The sequence below is a fragment of the gamma proteobacterium symbiont of Axiagastus rosmarus genome, assembly GCF_059730925.1.
Genome location: NZ_AP035925.1, coordinates 2,002,490 through 2,021,122, shown reverse-complemented (window position 1 = coordinate 2,021,122; position 18,633 = coordinate 2,002,490). Strand labels below are relative to the sequence as shown.

The following is an 18,633-nucleotide window of genomic DNA, read 5'->3' as shown; positions in this document are numbered from 1 at the left end:
ATTATGTTCCAGGATAACCCGCTGCTCGCGCAGCTGAAAGAGAAGCTTCACGCGCAGACCCCGCGCGCCGAAGGTGTTGTGAAAGGCACGGAAAAAGGCTTTGGCTTCCTCGAAGTTGACGCTCAGAAAAGCTACTTCATTCCCCCTCCGCAGATGAAGAAAGTGATGCACGGCGACCGCATTTCCGCCGTGATCCACACTGATAAAGACCGCGAGAGCGCGGAGCCGGAAACCCTGATTGAGCCGTTCCTGACGCGCTTTGTCGGCCGCGTGCAGAAAAAAGATGACCGCCTGTCTATCGTGCCGGATCATCCGCTGCTGAAAGACGCGATTCAGTGCCGTGCGGTGCGAGGCCTGACCCACGATTTCCAGAACGGTGACTGGGCCGTGGCAGAGATGCGCCGCCATCCGCTGAAAGGCGATCGCGGTTTCTATGCCGAACTGACCGAATTTGTTGTCACCGCGGACGATCACCTCGCGCCGTGGTGGGTCACGCTGTCGCGCCACAATCTGGAGCGCGAAGCGCCGGAAGTGGGCTTTGGCGAGATGCTGGACGAACAGCTGCAGCGTGAAGATCTCACCGCGCTGAACTTTGTCACCATCGACAGCGCCAGCACCGAAGATATGGACGATGCGCTGTATGTTGAAGAGCTGGCAGAAGGCAAGCTGGCGCTGACCATCGCCATTGCCGACCCGACCGCTTACGTTGCCGCCGGCAGCGAACTCGACCAGCTGGCCTCCAGACGCGCTTTCACCAACTATCTGCCGGGCTTTAACATCCCGATGCTGCCGCGCGAACTGTCGGATGATGTCTGCTCGCTGCGCCCTAACGTCAGGCGTCCGGCGCTGGTGTGTCGCGTCACTGTACTGCCGGATGGCAGCCTGGCTGACGATGCCCACTTCTTTGCCGCGTGGATCGAATCCAAAGCCAAGCTGGTGTACGACGAAGTGTCGGACTGGCTGGAGAACAGCGGCAGCTGGCAGCCGGAAAATGACACCATCGCGCAGCAGATTCGCCTGCTGCATCGCCTGTGCCTGGCGCGCGGCGAGTGGCGTCAGACGCACGCGCTGGTGTTTAAAGATCGCCCTGACTACCGCTTCGTGCTGGGTGAGAAAGGCGAAGTGCTGGATATTATTGCGGAACCGCGCCGCATCGCGAACCGCATCGTGGAAGAAGCGATGATCCTCGCCAACGTCTGCGCCGCTAAAGTGCTGCAGGAGAAGCTTGGCTTCGGTATCTACAACCTGCACACCGGTTTCGACCTGGCGAACGCGGAACAGGCGGCTGGCGTACTGGCCGGGCACGGTATCACGGTTGATCCGCAGGCCATTACCACGCTGGAAGGCTTCCGTCAGCTGCGTCGTCAGCTTGATGCGCAGCCAACCCAGTATCTCGACAGCCGCATTCGTCGTTTCCAGAGTTTCGCCGAAATCAGCACCGAACCGGGCCCGCACTTTGGCCTCGGTCTCGACGCCTACGCGACCTGGACGTCTCCTATTCGTAAATTCGGCGACATGATCAACCATCGTCTGCTGAAGGCTATCGTGCGCGGCGAAAGCATTGCACGGCCACAGGATGACGTGACCCTGATCATGAGTGAGCGTCGCCGTCTCAACCGCATGGCCGAGCGCGATGTCGGTGACTGGCTGTACGCGCGCTTCCTCGCGCCGTTTGCCGGTACTGACCGTAAATTCAGCGCCGAGATCATCGACGTTTCGCGCGGCGGCATGCGCGTGCGCCTGCTGGAGAACGGTGCGGTCGCCTTTATCCCTGCCCCGTTCATTCACGCCGTGCGTGACGAACTGGTGTGCTCGCAGGAGAGCGGCACCGTGCAGATCAAAGGTGAAGTGGCCTACCGCGTGACCGATGTGATTGATGTGACCATCGCCGAAGTGCGCATGGAAACACGCAGCGTGGTGGCCCGTCCGGCCGCCTGAGCATGAAATCGTGCGGGATAACAGCCGTTATCCCGCATTTTTCCCCGCCCGCCTGAGCAGTTGTTAAATTTGTTTCCCGCTTCACACTTCTGATCCAATCCCCTGTCGTTAACAATTCATTACATTACTTTTAACTTGTTGTATTCCGATCGCCTTTTTCCCGGTCCCTACAAGGAGTTAACTCATGAACAACGTCAGAACCGGATTGATCTGGTTAGCGGTGGCGTTAATTGGTGCGGCTGCGTTCGCCATGCTGGCGCTCAGTCGCGGCGAGCACGTTAATGCCGTCTGGCTGGTGATAGCCTCCGTCGCCTGCTATAGCATCGCGTATCGCTTCTACAGCCTTTTTATCGCCAGGCGCATTTTTGAGCTGGACGACCGGCGCCGCACGCCGGCAGAGCGCTTCAATGACGGGCTGGACTATGTTCCTACCAACAAATGGGTGCTGTTTGGCCACCACTTTGCCGCCATCGCCGGTGCCGGTCCGCTGGTCGGGCCGATCCTGGCGGCGCAGATGGGTTTTCTGCCCGGCACCATCTGGATTCTGGTCGGCGTGATGCTGGCCGGCGCGGTGCAGGATTTTCTGGTGCTGTTTATCTCCACGCGCCGCGACGGTCGTTCGCTGGGTGAGATGGCGCGCCAGGAACTGGGCTCGTTCGCTGGCGTGGTCACCATGCTCGGTGCGCTCGGTGTGATGATCATTATTCTCTCCGCACTGGCGCTGGTGGTGGTGAAAGCGCTGGCTAACAGTCCGTGGGGGCTGTTTACCATCGCCGCCACCATTCCGATTGCCCTGTTCATGGGCGTGTATATGCGCTTTCTGCGTCCGGGTAAAATCGCCGAAGTGTCGATCATCGGCTTTGTGCTGATGATGGCGGCGATCATTTACGGCGGTGACGTGGCGGCCGATCCATACTGGGGACCGATTTTTACCCTGAAAGGCACCGAGCTGACGTGGGTGCTGGTGATCTACGGTTTTATTGCCTCGTCGCTGCCGGTGTGGCTGCTGCTGGCGCCGCGTGATTACCTCTCCACCTTCCTGAAAATCGGCGTGATCATCGGGCTGGCGGTGGGCATTCTGTTCGCCATGCCGGAACTGAAGATGCCGGCGGTGACGCGCTTTATCGACGGCACGGGGCCGGTGTTCTCCGGCGCGCTGTTCCCGTTCCTGTTTATCACCATTGCCTGCGGCGCGATCTCCGGCTTCCACGCGCTGGTGTCGAGCGGTACCACACCAAAACTGGTGGAGCGCGAAAGCCATATTCGCTTTATCGGCTATGGCGCCATGCTGATGGAGTCCTTTGTGGCGATCATGGCGCTGATTTGTGCCTCGGTGCTCGATCCGGGCGTCTACTTTGCCATGAACTCACCGGCGGCGCTGATTGGTACCACGGTGGAGAACGCGTCTCAGGTAATTAATGGCTGGGGCTTTGTGGTGACGCCGGAGATGCTGAGCGGTATTGCCGGCGAAGTGGGCGAAAGCACCATTCTCTCCCGCGCCGGTGGTGCACCGACGTTTGCCGTCGGGATGGCGCATATCATCACCGAGGTGTTTAACAGCCGTGCAATGATGGCGTTCTGGTATCACTTCGCCATTCTGTTTGAGGCGCTGTTTATCCTCACCGCCGTTGATGCCGGTACCCGCGCCTGCCGTTTTATGGTGCAGGATCTGGTCGGGACCGTGATACCTTCGCTGGCTAACAACCGCTCGTGGCTAGGGAACATGGCCGGTACCACCGTGGCGGTGGCCGGCTGGGGTTTCTTCGTGTATCAGGGCGTGGTCGATCCGCTCGGCGGCATCAATACCCTGTGGCCGCTGTTTGGCATCGGTAACCAGATGCTGGCGTCGATGGCGCTGATCCTCGGTACCGTGGTGCTGTTCAAAATGAAAAAGCAGCGTTACGCCTGGGTGACGATTGTGCCGACCGCCTGGCTGTTTATCACCTCCATGACCGCCGGCTGGCAGAAAATTTTCCATGAGAAACCGTCAATTGGTTTCCTCGCGCAGGCCAGTAAGTTCCGTAAAGGTCTCGATGAGGGCGTGATTATCGCACCGGCGAAAACCGTGGCCGACATGCAAACCATCGTGTTCAGCAACCAGATCAACGCGGCGCTGTGCGGCTTTTTCATGCTGGTCGCGGTAACCATGCTGATTGCGGCGTTCTTCGTGATCCGGCGCGCGCTGCGCAGTTCAGTGCCGACTACCCATGAGTCGGACGTGTCACTGCGTTCGGAGGTGCGAAATGTCTGAGGCCATTTTACGCTGGAAAAAGCCGCACGCGGGCTGGCAAATTCAGCAGTGCTTACCGCTCGCTGCCCGCGCCCCTGCCGCGCCGCGCTCACGCTGGCAGCGTCTGTGGCAGGGATTACAGCAGAGCTTCCGGTTAATGGTGGGCGTGCACGACTATCAAACTTATCTGAAGCATATGCGCGAAAAACATCCGGAACAGCCCCCCATGGATGAGCGCGCCTTCCATCGTTACTGCCTGGAGGCACGTTTTCCCAGCCAGGCGGGCAAACTCGGCAAGTGCCCGTGCTAACCTTTCAGCCCCGGAATTCGGGGCTTTTTCGTGCCATTCTTTAATAAAAACAAAAATATATTCAGTTTGCATCTTGTGCTGGCGCAGGAGGTTGAATACTGTTGCTAAAATAATGAGATACCCCTGCTGCGCATTCCTCCGGAGGAAGTTTCCATGACCGATGAACAAGGGCAAACGTTGCTATATACCTTGTTTGGCACAACCAGCCCTCATTGGCGTTTAACTTCAGATAGCGATGCGCTGCATTTTGCCGAAGATGAAAATGCCAATACCAATATGGCGGTGCCCCTGACGCCGGCTCAGGCCAGTCTGCTGCGTGCCATGACGGTAATTACCTCCAGCATCAACCTGACACTTTCACTGCACGGCTCGCCCGTGCCGATGCACTTTGTCGGCCGTAAAGTGAATCAGTCCACCTGGGCCGGTACCGCATCCGCCTGGGGCGATACCTCGTCGGTGGCGCGCGATTTAACCCTTGGCCTCTCCTTCGCCGAACAGGTGGTGTCAGAAGCGAATTCGGTGATCGTCATCCTCGATCAGCGCGGCAACATTCAGCGTTTTAACCGCCTGAGCGAAGAGTACACCGGCCTGAAAGAGCAGGAAGTGATTGGCCGCAATGTGTTTCAGCTGTTCATGACCAAACAGGAAGCGCAGGCGTCGCGCCGTAACATCGCCGGCTTCTTTCGCGACGGCAACTCCTACGAAGTGGAGCGCTGGGTTAAAACCCGAAAAGGTCAGCGACTGTTTCTGTTTCGTAATAAGTTCGTCCACAGCGGTAGCGGAAAAAATGAAATTTTCCTCATCTGTTCCGGAACCGACATCACAGAAGAGCGTCGGGCGCAGGAGCGCTTACGCGTTATGGCCAATACCGACACGGTGACGGGCCTGCCGAATCGCAATGCTATCCATCAGCAAATTAGCCTGGCACTGGAGCTGGCTAACGGCAGCCAGACCGGCGTGGTTTACCTCGATCTCGACAATTTCAAGAAGGTAAACGATGCCTACGGCCATATGTTTGGCGACCAGCTGCTGCAGGCGGTGTCGCTGGCGATCCTCAGCTGTCTCGGCAAGGACCAGACGCTGGCGCGCCTCGGCGGTGATGAGTTTGTGGTACTGGCTGAGCACACCAGTCAGGCGGCGCTGGAGGCAATGGCCTCACGCATTCTTGAGCGGCTGCGTCAGCCGTTCCGTATTGGGCTGATCGAAGTCTACAGCGGCTGCTCGATTGGTATCGCCCTCGCCCCGCTGCATGGTGAAGATCGCGAAAGTCTGATTCGTAACGCCGATACCGCGATGTACCACGCTAAAGAGAACGGGCGCGGCAAATTCTGCGTGTTCGCCAGCGAGATGAACCAGCGCGTATTTGAATATCTGTGGCTGGATACCAATCTGCGCAAAGCGCTGGAGCAGGATCATCTGGTGGTGCACTATCAGCCGAAGATCGATCGCGACGGCGAAGTGCGCAGTGCCGAGGCGCTGGTGCGCTGGAATTCACCTGAACGCGGCCTGGTGCCGCCTGGCGATTTCATCTCTTACGCGGAGGAGTCCGGACTGATTGTGCCGCTCGGGCGCTGGGTGATGCTGAACGTGCTGCAGCAAATCGTTAAATGGCGCAGCGAAGGCATTTACCTGCGCGTCGCTGTCAACGTTTCCGCCAAACAGCTGATCGACCAGAGCATCTACAGCGACCTGAAACAGGCGCTGAGCGAAGCGGGCATCAGCGAGTGTCCGATAGACATCGAGCTGACGGAAAGCTGTCTGATCGAGAATGAGACCGGTGCGCTGAAGCTGATGAAACAGTTTCAGGAGTTAGGCGCACAGGTGCATCTGGATGATTTCGGCACGGGCTACTCCTCGCTTTCCCAGCTGGCGCGCGTGCCGATCGATGCGATTAAGCTGGATCAAAGTTTTGTGCGCAATATCAACAAGCAACCGGTATCGCAGTCGCTGGTGCGCGCGATCGTTGCCGTGGCGAAAGCCCTGGATTTACAGGTCATTGCCGAAGGCATCGAAACCAAAGCCGAAGAGAAGTTTGTGCTGACCAACGGTGTCGATGGGCGTCAGGGTTATTATTATGCGAAACCAATGCCCGCAGAGCAGCTCGGGCATTGGCTGGCTAAGCATCCTGCCCGCGTTTAACGTCTTAGCGTACTGCTAACCGGCTTTACGCAGTGATGCGCTGTGACGATTTTGCAGCTGTACCAGACGTTCCATGTAGGCAATATCTTTCGGTTCCAGCGTGAAAGCATAGTCGACCCAATCCTCAGTGATATCCATCAGTTCTGCCCGTGACAGCTGCAGCACGCGCTGTCGCGCTTTCAGCATGGCACGGACTCCATTCAGTTTTGGCCGCAGCGTATCGATGAAGGTACGCGTGGTGCGGTAGCTGTCACCGGGCTGGAACACTTTGTCGACCAGACCACGGGTTTCATACCACTCTGCGCTGTGCGACTCCCCTTCACAGATCAGCTCTTCGGCCAGCTTCATCCCGGAGCGGCGCGCGACCAGCGAGTAGCCGCCCATGCCGGGGAACAGGTTGAAGGCAATTTCCGGGAAGCCCATACGCGCACTGTTCTGCGCCAGAATGAAGTGGTGCGCCAGCGCTGCTTCAAAACCGCCGCCTAAGGCACTGCCCTCAATCATCGCCAGCGTCACTGCGCCGGTATCAAACCCACGGGCCGCCGAATGGATGCAGTCAACACAGGCGCGGGCGTAGGCGCGCAGTGCTTCACGGCGGTTGTTGCGAATGCATTCGACAAAGAAACGCAAATCGCCCCCGGCGTTAAACATCTGCGGCACCAGCGATCCGGTCACCCAGAAATCAATCGGCAGACCGGAACGCTGGGCTGCGTAGCTCAGGTTCATGATCTCCTCAATTAATTCGTGGTTGAAACTGGGGCGCGGCTGAGCGCGCAGCATCATCCACATGGTGTGTCGGCCTTCCTCATAATAGGCGGCGAGCTGTGTGGTTTGGCCGACTTCGGTAAACAGGCGGCAGGTTGGTTGGTTAATTACTGTCATCGTCTCATCCTCTATTTATGTGATGCGTTAAACGCCACATCAGCGTAATGCAGAGTGAGGCCAGACCAAATGAGAGTTTGATTTATAACGTAAAATCCAGAGAGATCCCCGAGCCCCTGCCTGAGGAAAGATTAGCGGGCTTACTTAATGACGGCGCAACAGCCGGCAAGCGCATAAAAACGCTTAACGCATGGTGAATAAACGACAGCATCCACAGTCCCCGTCTCGTCCGGGCACGCAATCCCCTTAAATAAAAAAGGCACCCGCCGGTGCCTTGAGAAAACATCACGCGCTCAGCCTTGCCCGTACCAGGCGTTCTTCCCGTGCTTGCGCAGATAGTGCAGGTCAAGCAGGGTCTGAGCGATAGGCGGCAGCTCCGCGCGCAGCTGCTCAGTGTGCAGCGCCATATAGGCCACCTCTTCCAGCACCACCGCACTGTGCACCGCACTATGTGCGTCTTTACCCCAGGCAAACGGCCCGTGGGAGTTCACCAGCGCAGCAGGAATCGCGCCGGGCTCGATGCCGCGCTGCGCAAAGGTTTCAATGATGACCTGGCCGGTGTGCCATTCATATTCCTGCTCAATCTCTGCCCGCTGCATGGCACGGGTGCAGGGAATGGTGCCATAAAAATCATCAGCGTGCGTGGTGCCCCACGCCGGAATATCCCTGCCCGCCTGCGCCCAGATGGTGGCGTGGCGCGAATGGGTATGCACGATGCCGCCAATCTCCGGCCACGCCAGATACAGTGCGCGGTGTGTCGCGGTATCCGAGGATGGCCGCAGCTGGCCCTCCACGACATTGCCGCTTTCCAGTTCGACCACCACCATGTCGTCGCGCTGCATCTGCTCATATTTAACGCCCGAGGGTTTGATCACCAGCAGCCCGCGCTCGCGGTCTACCGCGCTGACATTGCCCCACGTAAAGGTCACCAGGTTGTAACGCGGCAGGTCGAGATTGGCCTCCAGAACCTGCTGTTTCAGCGCTTCCAGCATTGTGTTTTCTCCGCCATACAGTCATCACTGAATTGTGCGGAGCCACCGGTAAAAACGTTATGGAGGGAATGGCTGGATTAGCAGCGGAAAGTGGCTAAAGCGGGCAAAGTGTGGGGTTTGATACGGGATCCGGATGCGGACACCACGTCAGGATTTCAGAGTTTTCTTTCTGCATACACATCCGCTTACGCCTAGAATTATCTCAAGCCTGCGGCGGTACCAAAATGGTCTTTGCCAGCAGCGTGAACAACGCGCGCAAGTGGTTGCGCGCCAGCGTGCAGGCTGAAGGAAAAGCACCGCCTGAGTGCATCGGGCGAACAACTTCAGGGTGTAACATCTATACTTAACGAGTTGCCTCTGAGCAAACCATCAAGGAGATGTCCATGACTACAACAATGAAACGCGTGACGGTTGCCGTGCTGGCAACGACGTTAGTGGTGGCCCTGAGCGGCTGTTCCAACTGGTCGAAACGTGACCGCAACACGGCGATTGGCGCCGGTGCCGGTGCTATTGGTGGATCGGTGCTCACCAACGGCAGCGCGCTGGGTACCGTCGGTGGCGCTGCGGTGGGCGGAATTATTGGCCATCAGGTTGATTAATAATAATATTGTAGCAGGCTACGCAGCGCATCTACGTTACATCGGGCCACCTTGCGTGGCCCGCTTTCATTAACCACCCGCCAGTTTAACCTTCATGCCTTTGGCTTCCAGCAGCGTTTTAAGCAAATCACGCTTATCGCCCTGAATCTCAATCACGCCCTCTTTCAGCGCCCCGCCGCAGCCGCACTTCTTCTTAAGCTCGGCTGCCAGCTTTGTCAGCGCGTCATCATCGAGATCAATGCCGGTAATCAGGCACACGCCTTTACCTTTACGCCCGCTGGTCTGGCGCTGAATGCGCACGATGCCATCGCCTTTCGGTCGCTGCAGTTTCTCTTCGCTATGTGTAATACGGCCGGTTTCGGTGGAATAAACCAGCGGATTGTCCTGAGCCATTAGCCCTCCTGTAAACTGTGCAGGATTTGCTGCAGCGTCTGCGCCGGGTCGGCAGATTGGGTGATCGGTCGCCCAATCACCATGTAATCCACACCGGCCTGTTGTGCCTGCTGCGGCGTCATGATGCGGCGCTGATCGCCGGCCTCGCTACCCGCCGGGCGAATACCCGGCGTGACCAGTGCGAAGTCCTGCCCGATAACCTGTTTAAAGTGTGCGGCCTCCTGCGCCGAGCACACCACGCCATCAAGAGCGCATTCGCGCGTCAGTCGAGCCAGTCGCTCAGCCTGCTGCGCCGGCGATAAGGTGATGCCGAGGCCTTTGAGATCGTCTTCGTCCATGCTGGTCAGCACCGTCACCGCAATCAGCAAAGGCGCATCTTTGCCGAACGGCAGCAGCGCTTCGCGCGCCGCATTCATCATCCGCGCCCCGCCGCTGGCATGCACGTTGACCATCCACACGCCGAGATCTGCTGCCGCCGCGACCGCATGCGCCGTCGTGTTCGGGATGTCATGAAATTTGAGATCGAGGAATACCTCGAAACCGCGCGCATGCAACGTCTTCACCAGCGACGGCCCAAACAGGGTAAACATCTCTTTACCCACTTTCAGACGGCACTGGCCCGGATCGATACGGTCAACGAACTGCAGTGCGCTATTGAGATCATGATAGTCGAGTGCCACCAGAATCGGTGAGTGAGTAACAGGCATAACGTTTCCTCAGAGGCTGGCACCCGCAGGCGCGATGGACAAACGGCAAGCATTCTACCCGTGCAACCCGGCCACGACAACGTTGCGACGGCGATTGCCTTGCTGTTTGACGAGGCGATGCACAGTGCTGAAGCGTGGATGATAATTTCTCTATTAGTATGTTGTAACTACTATGCGCTGTAAATAATCACCGAACGCGGCCAGCTTACTGGCCGTCGAGTCCGCGAATCGGTTTAACGGAAGACCAGGCGCGGCACGATGGGCAGTGCCAGTAGAGGGCGTGCGCGGTGAAGCCACACTTCTGGCAGCGGTAGCGCGGTTTAGTGCGGATCTGCTCGCCGACCATGTCGCGCAGCACCATCAGACTCTCTTTGGCGCGGCCATCTTCTGCCTCATGCAGGTGGAAATCCATCAGACGATGGAACACCCGCATGGTGGGATGACGCTGCAGCTGACGGTTAATGTAGAGCTGCGCCGCTTCCGGCCCCTGCTGCTGCTCCAGAATGTCCGCCAGATAGAGTTCCGCCGCGGCCCCGGTGTTCTCTTCAACGCAGCGTTGCAGGAACTGCGCCCAGCTGTCAGGCTGCTCCAGCCGCTGATAGCAGGTTTCCAGCATCGGCAGCGTTTCGCTCACCAGTTCTTTGTCCTGTTCCAGCACGCGCTGCAGCCGCTGCGCCGCTTTCGCGTATTCGCCCTGCTCCATCAGGATTCGTCCCATCATGATGGAAACGCGCGCGCTTTGGTGGTCGGCCGCTTCACCCTTTTTCAACAGGCTCATGGCACGATCGAGGTCATCACTGCTCAGCGCCTGCAGCGCCAGCTCGCAGTAGAAATGAGCGATTTCGCCCTTTTGCTTATCTTTGCCGAGTTTTACCAGCCGCTCTGCCACCTCGATGGCTTTTTGCCAGTCACTGGTCGCCTGATGAATCAGCAGCAGTTGCTGCAGCGCGCTGATGCGAAAATCGGTTTCATCGATCAGCTGACTGAACATGTCTTCGGCGCGATCGTACAAGCCGGCAGCCATGTAATCGCGTCCCAGCTGCTGGATGGCCAGCAAACGCTGATCGTAAGTAAGCGACGCGCTTTCCATCAGCGACTGGTGGATGCGGATGGCGCGGTCGACTTCGCCGCGCGAACGGAACAGGTTACCGAGCGTCAGGTGGGCTTCAACGGTGCCGCTGTCCTCTTTCAACATATCGAGGAACAAATCGACCGCTTTATCCTGCTGATTAGAAAGAAGAAAGTTGACCCCTGCCACGTATTCGCGTGACAGACGGTTAGCTTCCTGTTGCTTATCCTGTTGCGCACTGCGGCGGCCCATATACCAGCCGTACGCCGCCGCGACAGGAAGAAGCAGAAACAGCAATTCAAGCATCGAACATTAATCCCGACGCACTGCAGTGGAGGTGCTATTTACCGCAGCAGATTGTTCATTTTGCGCCTGCATGCGCTTCAGTTTGCGCTGTGCATGCGCCAGCGAAACACGAATGCGCAGCCAGAACAGGCCACAGATCGCCCAGCCCAGCAAAAATCCGGCACCAAACAGGCAGGCCAGCAAGGTTGAAATGCGGAATTCGCCCTGCGCCAGCAGATAGTTGAAGGTGACAATCTGGTCATTATGCGCTCCGAGCGTGACGGAGATGATGAATATGACCAAAACCACGAGAAAAATCAGCAAATATTTCACAATGCGTCCTGTCGTGAGGTTATCCGGTAGAGTATGCCAAAAAAGTGCCGCCGTTGCTGCTTATCCGCGCAGCAGTTAGTGCCCTTTCTGCAAGTACAATCAATCATATGGGGGCAAAGGGAGAAATTACAATCCGTCATCGCGCCCGGCAATCTCACGCTGCTCTTCCGGCGGCACGCTGAGCGGGCCACAAAAGCGCTGCGCCAGCCAGGTTGCCAGCGTCACCAGCAGCCACGAGATCAGCGTCGCGACCACCAGATCGCGCGGCCAGTGCATGCCCAGTACCAGCCGGCTGCCCATGACCAGCGTCGCCCAGACAAACAGCACCACCACCGTAACAACATGCTGGCGCGGCCATAACAGGCCAATCACCAGCAGCGCCCAGCTGGCGGCAAACATGGTATGGCCAGACGGAAAAGCAAAGCCCGTCTCAAACGCCCAGTGATTTTTTAACCAGGCGGGCAGCTTTGTGTCATTGGCGAGCAAGGCGGACACCATTTCGCCGCGCTGCTGCCGTTTCAGCTGATAAAACTGCTGTTCGTTGACGCCGTGGCTGTGCTCAAGCCAGACCACATACGGCCGCGGCTCCTGCACCTGCTCTTTAATAAAGGTTTTGGTCGACTGACCGGCCAGAATCGCGCCGTTCATGATAATCAATAACAGAATGGCCGGCCTGAGGCGAAAGCGCAGGCACCACAATACCCAGCCGCTCAGAATCAGGCTGGTCAGCGTGCCCCACGGACTGGTGACGGTTTCGGTGATCCAGAACAGCACGCGCAACAGATGCCCGCTCTCCCCCGGTTGCCACTGCCAGCCGGAAAGCCATACGCCCAGCGGCATCAGCAGTAATAAAAACGCACCCAGCGTGGTGCGTTGCACAATTTTTAACATCTCGTCCCTTTATTGTTTCCCGACCTGACAGGCGTATTGCATAACTTTAGTTGAAAAAAGAATAACATACCCGTTGCGGCTTAGATAATTGTGCTTTATCACTACAATCACTCTGACTGATTAGCGGCCCTGGTTCAGGTTGTGGCACAATATTGGCAGTTTCGTCGGGCCAGTCGGGCCCGTGCGTTATCATGATGATAGCGCATCCTCTGAAGGTTCTGGAGAGTCACATGCAGCTGAAACGGGTAGCAGAAGCCAAACTGCCCACGCCATGGGGAGATTTCCTGATGGTTGGTTTTGAAGAACTGGCAACCGGCCACGACCACGTCGCGCTGGTTTATGGTGATATTAGCGATCACAATCCGGTGCTGGCGCGCGTCCACTCCGAATGTCTTACCGGCGATGCGCTGTTCAGCCTGCGCTGCGACTGCGGCTTCCAGCTGGAAGCGGCGCTGACCGCCATTGCGGAAGAAGGACGCGGCGTGCTGCTGTACCATCGTCAGGAAGGGCGCAACATCGGGCTGCTGAACAAAATTCGCGCCTATGCGTTGCAGGACAAAGGCTACGATACGGTGGAAGCGAACCATCAGCTGGGCTTTGCCGCCGATGAGCGTGACTTCACCCTGTGCGCCGACATGTTTAAACTGCTGGGCATTAATGAAGTGCGTTTGCTGACCAACAATCCGCGCAAAGTGGAGATTTTGTCAGAAGCGGGCATCAATATTGTCGAGCGCGTGCCGCTGATCGTCGGCCGTAACCCGAAAAATGCGCACTATCTCGATACGAAAGCTGAGAAGATGGGGCATCTGCTGCCGAAATCGTAATGCGGCGGTGCGCTCTCGCATCATGCACTTTCTGCGTCAATAATAAAGCCGGGCATGCCCGGCTTTGTTTTTTAGTTGAGCATATTGCGTATCACGTAATGCAGGATGCCGTCGTTCTGGTAATAGGTCAGCTCATTACCGGTATCGATACGACAACGAGTATCCAGCGTCTGCTGACTGCCGTCAGCCCGCGTCAGCGTTACCGGGACGCTGCAACCGGGCTGCAGCTGCGCCAGATTTGCCACGTCGATACGCTCTTCCCCGGTCAGCTGCAGCGTCTTACGCGTTACGCCCGCCGGGAATTCCAGCGGTAAAATACCCATGCCGATAAGGTTAGAGCGGTGAATACGCTCGAACGATTCGGCAATCACCACGCGCACGCCCTGCAGACGCGGACCTTTCGCCGCCCAGTCGCGGCTGGATCCGGAGCCGTACTCTTTCCCGGCGATCACTGCAAGCGGCACGCCCTCCTCCTGATACTTCATCGCCGCATCGTAGATAGCCAGCTGTTCCTGGCTCGGATAGTGCCGGGTATAACCGCCCTCGACACCAGGCACCATTTCGTTGCGAATACGGATGTTAGCGAAAGTACCGCGCATCATGACTTCGTGGTTGCCGCGTCGTGAGCCATACGAGTTGAAGTCGTTACGCTCAACGCCGTGCGCAAGCAGATAACGCCCCGCCGGACTCTCCGCTTTAATGCTGCCAGCAGGGGAAATATGGTCGGTCGTCACCGAATCACCGAGCATCGCCAGGATGCGCGCGCCACTGATGTCCTGCACCGGCTGCGGCGTTTTTTCCATATCGTCAAAGAACGGGGACAGCCGGATATAGGTGGAGCCTTCATCCCAGTCGTAGGTGGCGGCTTCGCTGACTTTGATCTGCTGCCACTCGGGCGTACCGTCGAACACCTCGGCATACTCTTTATGGAACATGTCGCTGGTGACTTTCTGCACCGATGCGGCAATCTCTTCCGGCGATGGCCAGATGTCCTGCAGATAGACATCATTGCCCTGCTGATCCTGACCGATCGGATCGGTCTGCAGGTTGATCTTCATGTTACCCGCCAGCGCATACGCCACCACCAGCGGCGGAGACGCCAGCCAGTTGGTTTTCACCAGCGGATGGATGCGCCCTTCAAAGTTACGGTTGCCGGACAATACGGCACCCACCGTCAGATCGCCCTCTTTGATGGCGCTTTCGATCTCATCCGGCAGCGGGCCGGAGTTACCGATACAGGTGGTACAGCCGTAACCCACGAGGTTAAAGCCCAGCTCATCGAGGTACGGTGTCAGCTGCGCCACGGCGAGATAGTCGGACACCACTTTTGATCCTGGTGCCAGCGAGGCTTTTACCCAGGGTTTACGCATCAGTCCGCGCTCGACGGCTTTTTTCGCCAGCAGGCCAGCCGCCATTAAGACGCTGGGGTTGGAGGTGTTGGTACAGGACGTAATCGCCGAAATCACCACGGCGCCATCATCCAGCTGGATGCGGTCGCCGGTTTCACTGTCCAGATAGCTGACCGTTTTATGCGGCTTCTGCGCGTGATTCACTTCCAGCTCGTTACTGGCGTCAAAGGCTGCCGGTACGTCGCCGAGGGAGACGCGATCCTGCGGACGTTTCGGACCGGCGAGGCTCGACTCAACCTCAGCCATATCCAGCGCCAGCGTGCTGGTGAAGATGGGCTCATCGCCCGGTTTACGCCACAGCCCCTGCTGTTTTGCATAGGCTTCCACCAGCTCAACCTGCTGCGCATCGCGCCCGGTGAGCGTCATGTAGCTGAGCGTTACTTCATCAATCGGGAAGAAACCGCAGGTTGCGCCATATTCTGGTGCCATGTTGGCGATGGTTGCGCGATCCGCCAGCGGCAGATCGGCCAGTCCGTCACCGTAGAATTCGACAAACTTACCGACCACCCCGTGTTTGCGCAGCATCTGCGTCACGGTTAATACCAGGTCGGTGGCGGTAATACCGGGGCGCAGTTTGCCGGTCAGCTTGAAACCCACCACATCGGGAATCAGCATCGAAACCGGCTGGCCCAGCATGGCGGCTTCAGCTTCAATGCCGCCTACGCCCCAGCCAAGCACGCCCAGGGCGTTAATCATGGTGGTATGGGAATCGGTGCCGACCAGCGTATCCGGATAAGCCACTTCTTTGCCGTCCAGCGTTTCATGCCAGATGGCTTTACCGAGGTACTCCAGATTGACCTGATGACAGATACCGGTGCCCGGCGGCACGACGCGGAAACGGTTAAAGGCTTTTTGCCCCCAGCGCAGGAAAACGTAGCGTTCGTGGTTGCGTTCCATCTCCAGGCGCACGTTTTCTTCAAACGCATCGTCATCGCCAAAATGGTCAACCGTGACCGAGTGGTCAATCACCAGATCGACCGGTGACAGCGGGTTAACTTTCGCCACATCACCGCCCAGCCGCTTCACGGCTTCACGCATCGCCGCCAGGTCAACCACGGCCGGTACGCCGGTGAAATCCTGCATTAATACGCGCGCCGGACGATAAGCAATTTCGCGATCGGCATGTGCAGTTTGCTGCCACGCCACCAGCGCCTGAATATCTGCTGCCGTTACGGAATCTTCATCCTGCCAGCGCAGCAGGTTTTCCAGCAGAACCTTGAGGGATTTTGGTAAGCGATCGATGTCACCGACCTGCTGAGCGGCTTTCGGCAAGCTGTAGTAATGATATTTTTTTGCCCCTACTTCCAGCGCATCCTGACTCTGCTCACGTAACGTTAACGACATAACTCCTCCTTTTATGGGCTCTTCTGCTAAACCTCAGAGAGTGCAAGGTTTAGCTTAAAGATAGACCACATTTTCGTTAACGTTTTGATAACAACACGAATTGACACACAAAACCGCAACGAAAAATGCCCTGACAAAAGTCAGGGCATTCAGAAAGCGTTAACTGGCAGGATTAGCGAATTACAGCACGGCCCAGACGGCCGCAGCCCAAAAGGCCATTGAGAAGGCATAAACGCTGAGCCATGAAAAAGTTGTGGTATTCATCTGTCACTCCTCCCGGATCGCGGGCAACAAAAAGCCATCGTCTTCAGCGTTGTACTGATGACACCGTTTTTTTAGATGCTGAGTGTTAAAGGACGGGCTTTTAACGTGCCCACCGGAGAGTCCGGTAAAATGCGCGACAGTATGTCTTAATAAGAATTGGACGCAGACTGCGTTATTTAGACTTCGGATCCATGAATGATTCGATAAAGCTGCGCTGCTGTTCACTCAGTTCCCAGGAAGCCGGGATTGCCACTTGCGGTTCAGCAGGCGTTTCTTTGGCTTTGCACACCGGTGCTTTAGGCTGACGCGCAGCAACCGGATATTTACGACTGAGTGTATTTGCCCACATGGCTTAACCCCACATACGCCAAATCATTAACGCCACCACTACCCAGAACAGTGCTGAAGCAGCGAAGACAGTCAACCAGGCTTTGCGACGGATGTTACCTGAACGCTCTACCTTGGTGCTTTTAGCCCGGAAGTCCGGTTGTACAGTTAATCTCGTAGTCATAGTTTTTGATAATCACTCTCAATAAAACGATTGATAACAACGATGAAGATTTAGGACGAATCCTAAACTTGTTAAGTCCAAAAATCCAGTTATTTTTATTGAGCACAACGATTAACGCTATTTATCAAAACCGCCAAAACTGATGAGATAAATTTAAGCACGCTGCAAACTATTAATTTAATAGTTACATTGTAAATTTGGCTTAAACCAAAATTAGATCCACTCTAAATTTGAGTTTAATTTAACGAGCCAGTTAAAAAGCCCTTTCTCATCAGCTCTTAACTGGAGTATGGGAATATTCCTGGCAGTCCGCAAAGCGGCAAAGTAAAAATTGTGTACTGATTCGCATTTAATAAATAACAATGAAAAAACATGTGACGCATGTTTCATTTACAAAAAAATAATGGAATTTTTTGAGGTTCTGCTGGTGCTAAGCGGCGGGAAGTGTGCGGGAAGTCGCTGGACATCCCGCAAAAATAATGGGTTAGGTGATTACCTGAAAGGAAGCTTGATATCGCGGAACATCGCTTCGATATCTTCGTTTGAGCGCAGCGCCACAGCGGCGTCCACCACGTCTCGCGTCAGATGCGGTGCGAAGCGCTGAATGAAATCATACATATAGCTGCGCAGGAAGGTGCTGCGCCGGAAACCAATCTTGGTGGTGCTATTGGTGAAGATTTCTGAAGCTTCAATGCGCACCAGATCCGGATCGGAAACCGGGTCCACCGCCATGCTGGCAATCACCCCAACCCCCAGGCCTAAACGCACATAGGTTTTGATCACGTCGGCATCGGTTGCGGTAAAAACAATACGCGGCGTTAAACCGGCACGGTTAAACGCAGTATCCAGTTCTGAGCGGCCGGTAAAACCAAAGGTGTAAGTCACCAGCGGGAAATCAGCCAGCTCCTCAATCGACACATTGGATTTCCCCGCCAGCGGATGATCCGGCGTGACCACAATGGCACGGTTCCAGTGATAGCACGGCAGCATAATTAAGTCGTCGTACAGGTGCAGCGCTTCGGTGGCAATGGCGAAATCGGCATTGCCTTTGGAGACCGCCTCAGCAATTTGTGTGGGCGAGCCCTGATGCATGTGCAGGGAAACGCGCGGATAGCGTTCGATAAAACCTTTGATTACGCCAGGCAGTGCATAACGCGCCTGAGTGTGGGTCGTGGCCACGTACAGCGATCCTTTATCTGGCCAGGTGTGTTCACCGGCAACCGATTTGATCGCATCCACTTTGGACAAAACTTCGCGGGCAATACGGATAATTTCTTCGCCCGCTGGCGTCACCTGCGTCAGATGTTTGCCGCTGCGGGCAAAAATCTGCACGCCCAGCTCATCTTCCAGCATGCGCACCTGCTTACTGATGCCCGGTTGCGAGGTATACAGCCCCTCTGCCGTGGAGGAGACATTGAGGTTGTGGTTAACGACTTCAACGATGTAACGCAACTGCTGCAATTTCATAGTTATATCTTCCCGATAGCGACAGAGGTGCATTCCCTGCAGGCGT

At 56.6% G+C, this 18,633-nt stretch carries 17 protein-coding genes; 6 read left to right on the top strand and 11 right to left on the bottom strand.

From position 1 onward, the window contains the following. Window positions 1-3: 3 nt before the first annotated feature. From AC6I8F_RS09415 to pdeR, 4 genes are all read left to right on the top strand, one after another. The gene (locus AC6I8F_RS09415; protein ID WP_498028757.1) at window positions 4-1,938 is read left to right on the top strand and encodes an exoribonuclease II; all 1,935 of its coding nucleotides are present in this window, start codon (window positions 4-6) and stop codon (window positions 1,936-1,938) included. 184 nt (window positions 1,939-2,122) lie between these two features. After that, complete coding sequence (locus AC6I8F_RS09410) at window positions 2,123-4,189, top strand: carbon starvation CstA family protein (protein WP_498028756.1); 2,067 nt, start codon at window positions 2,123-2,125, stop codon at window positions 4,187-4,189. Further along, window positions 4,182-4,478 carry a YbdD/YjiX family protein gene (locus AC6I8F_RS09405; protein WP_088517171.1) on the top strand — a complete coding sequence of 99 codons (297 nt, stop codon included), beginning with the start codon at window positions 4,182-4,184 and terminating at the stop codon, window positions 4,476-4,478. Before AC6I8F_RS09410 ends, AC6I8F_RS09405 begins: the two co-directional genes overlap by 8 nt. A 153-nt stretch (window positions 4,479-4,631) precedes the next feature. Continuing rightward, complete coding sequence (gene pdeR, locus AC6I8F_RS09400; protein WP_498028755.1) at window positions 4,632-6,617, top strand: cyclic di-GMP phosphodiesterase; 1,986 nt, start codon at window positions 4,632-4,634, stop codon at window positions 6,615-6,617. A gap of 15 nt (window positions 6,618-6,632) precedes the next feature. Here the strand turns inward: pdeR and AC6I8F_RS09395 are convergent, their stop codons facing one another. Further along, a complete protein-coding gene (locus tag AC6I8F_RS09395; protein WP_021505954.1) occupies window positions 6,633-7,499 on the bottom strand; it encodes a crotonase/enoyl-CoA hydratase family protein in 867 nt (288 codons plus the stop codon). Between the two features lie 293 nt (window positions 7,500-7,792). Then, complete coding sequence (gene araD / locus AC6I8F_RS09390; RefSeq protein ID WP_021505953.1) at window positions 7,793-8,491, bottom strand: L-ribulose-5-phosphate 4-epimerase; 699 nt, start codon at window positions 8,489-8,491, stop codon at window positions 7,793-7,795. Window positions 8,492-8,874: 383 nt separating this feature from the next. Between araD and osmB the strand changes: the two genes are divergently transcribed. Further along, entirely contained in the window at window positions 8,875-9,090 is a 216-nt protein-coding gene (gene osmB, locus AC6I8F_RS09385; RefSeq protein ID WP_031279061.1) for an osmotically-inducible lipoprotein OsmB, read from the top strand. A 69-nt stretch (window positions 9,091-9,159) separates the two neighbouring features. On the opposite strand, the gene yciH is transcribed toward osmB, so the two are convergent. The 5 genes from yciH to pgpB form a co-directional block, all read right to left on the bottom strand. Further along, the gene (gene yciH / locus AC6I8F_RS09380; protein WP_498028754.1) at window positions 9,160-9,483 is read right to left on the bottom strand and encodes a stress response translation initiation inhibitor YciH; all 324 of its coding nucleotides are present in this window, start codon (window positions 9,481-9,483) and stop codon (window positions 9,160-9,162) included. Further along, window positions 9,483-10,190: an orotidine-5'-phosphate decarboxylase gene (gene pyrF, locus AC6I8F_RS09375; RefSeq protein WP_498028753.1), complete on the bottom strand. Its 708-nt coding sequence runs from the start codon at window positions 10,188-10,190 to the stop codon at window positions 9,483-9,485. Before pyrF ends, yciH begins: the two co-directional genes overlap by 1 nt. Before the next feature lie 205 nt (window positions 10,191-10,395). Then, window positions 10,396-11,565, bottom strand: coding sequence for a lipopolysaccharide assembly protein LapB (gene lapB / locus AC6I8F_RS09370; protein ID WP_058758617.1), 1,170 nt, complete (start codon window positions 11,563-11,565; stop codon window positions 10,396-10,398). 6 nt (window positions 11,566-11,571) lie between these two features. Further along, window positions 11,572-11,877: a LapA family protein gene (locus tag AC6I8F_RS09365; protein ID WP_058771279.1), complete on the bottom strand. Its 306-nt coding sequence runs from the start codon at window positions 11,875-11,877 to the stop codon at window positions 11,572-11,574. Window positions 11,878-12,003: 126 nt separating this feature from the next. Next, on the bottom strand, window positions 12,004-12,768 hold the full coding sequence (gene pgpB / locus AC6I8F_RS09360) for a phosphatidylglycerophosphatase B (RefSeq protein ID WP_498028752.1): 765 nt from the start codon (window positions 12,766-12,768) through the stop codon (window positions 12,004-12,006). A gap of 230 nt (window positions 12,769-12,998) precedes the next feature. Between pgpB and ribA the strand changes: the two genes are divergently transcribed. Next, the gene (ribA, locus tag AC6I8F_RS09355; RefSeq protein ID WP_058758620.1) at window positions 12,999-13,592 is read left to right on the top strand and encodes a GTP cyclohydrolase II; all 594 of its coding nucleotides are present in this window, start codon (window positions 12,999-13,001) and stop codon (window positions 13,590-13,592) included. 71 nt (window positions 13,593-13,663) lie between these two features. Here the strand turns inward: ribA and acnA are convergent, their stop codons facing one another. From acnA to cysB, 4 genes are all read right to left on the bottom strand, one after another. Continuing rightward, complete coding sequence (acnA, locus tag AC6I8F_RS09350) at window positions 13,664-16,345, bottom strand: aconitate hydratase AcnA (RefSeq protein WP_166710210.1); 2,682 nt, start codon at window positions 16,343-16,345, stop codon at window positions 13,664-13,666. A 436-nt stretch (window positions 16,346-16,781) separates the two neighbouring features. Continuing rightward, window positions 16,782-16,958, bottom strand: a complete 177-nt coding sequence (locus tag AC6I8F_RS09345) for a YciX family protein (RefSeq protein ID WP_498028751.1) — start codon at window positions 16,956-16,958, stop codon at window positions 16,782-16,784. A gap of 3 nt (window positions 16,959-16,961) precedes the next feature. Continuing rightward, window positions 16,962-17,120 carry a YmiA family putative membrane protein gene (locus AC6I8F_RS09340; protein ID WP_071813666.1) on the bottom strand — a complete coding sequence of 53 codons (159 nt, stop codon included), beginning with the start codon at window positions 17,118-17,120 and terminating at the stop codon, window positions 16,962-16,964. A gap of 492 nt (window positions 17,121-17,612) precedes the next feature. Continuing rightward, window positions 17,613-18,587, bottom strand: coding sequence for an HTH-type transcriptional regulator CysB (cysB, locus tag AC6I8F_RS09335; protein WP_021510116.1), 975 nt, complete (start codon window positions 18,585-18,587; stop codon window positions 17,613-17,615). Window positions 18,588-18,633 lie beyond the last annotated feature (46 nt).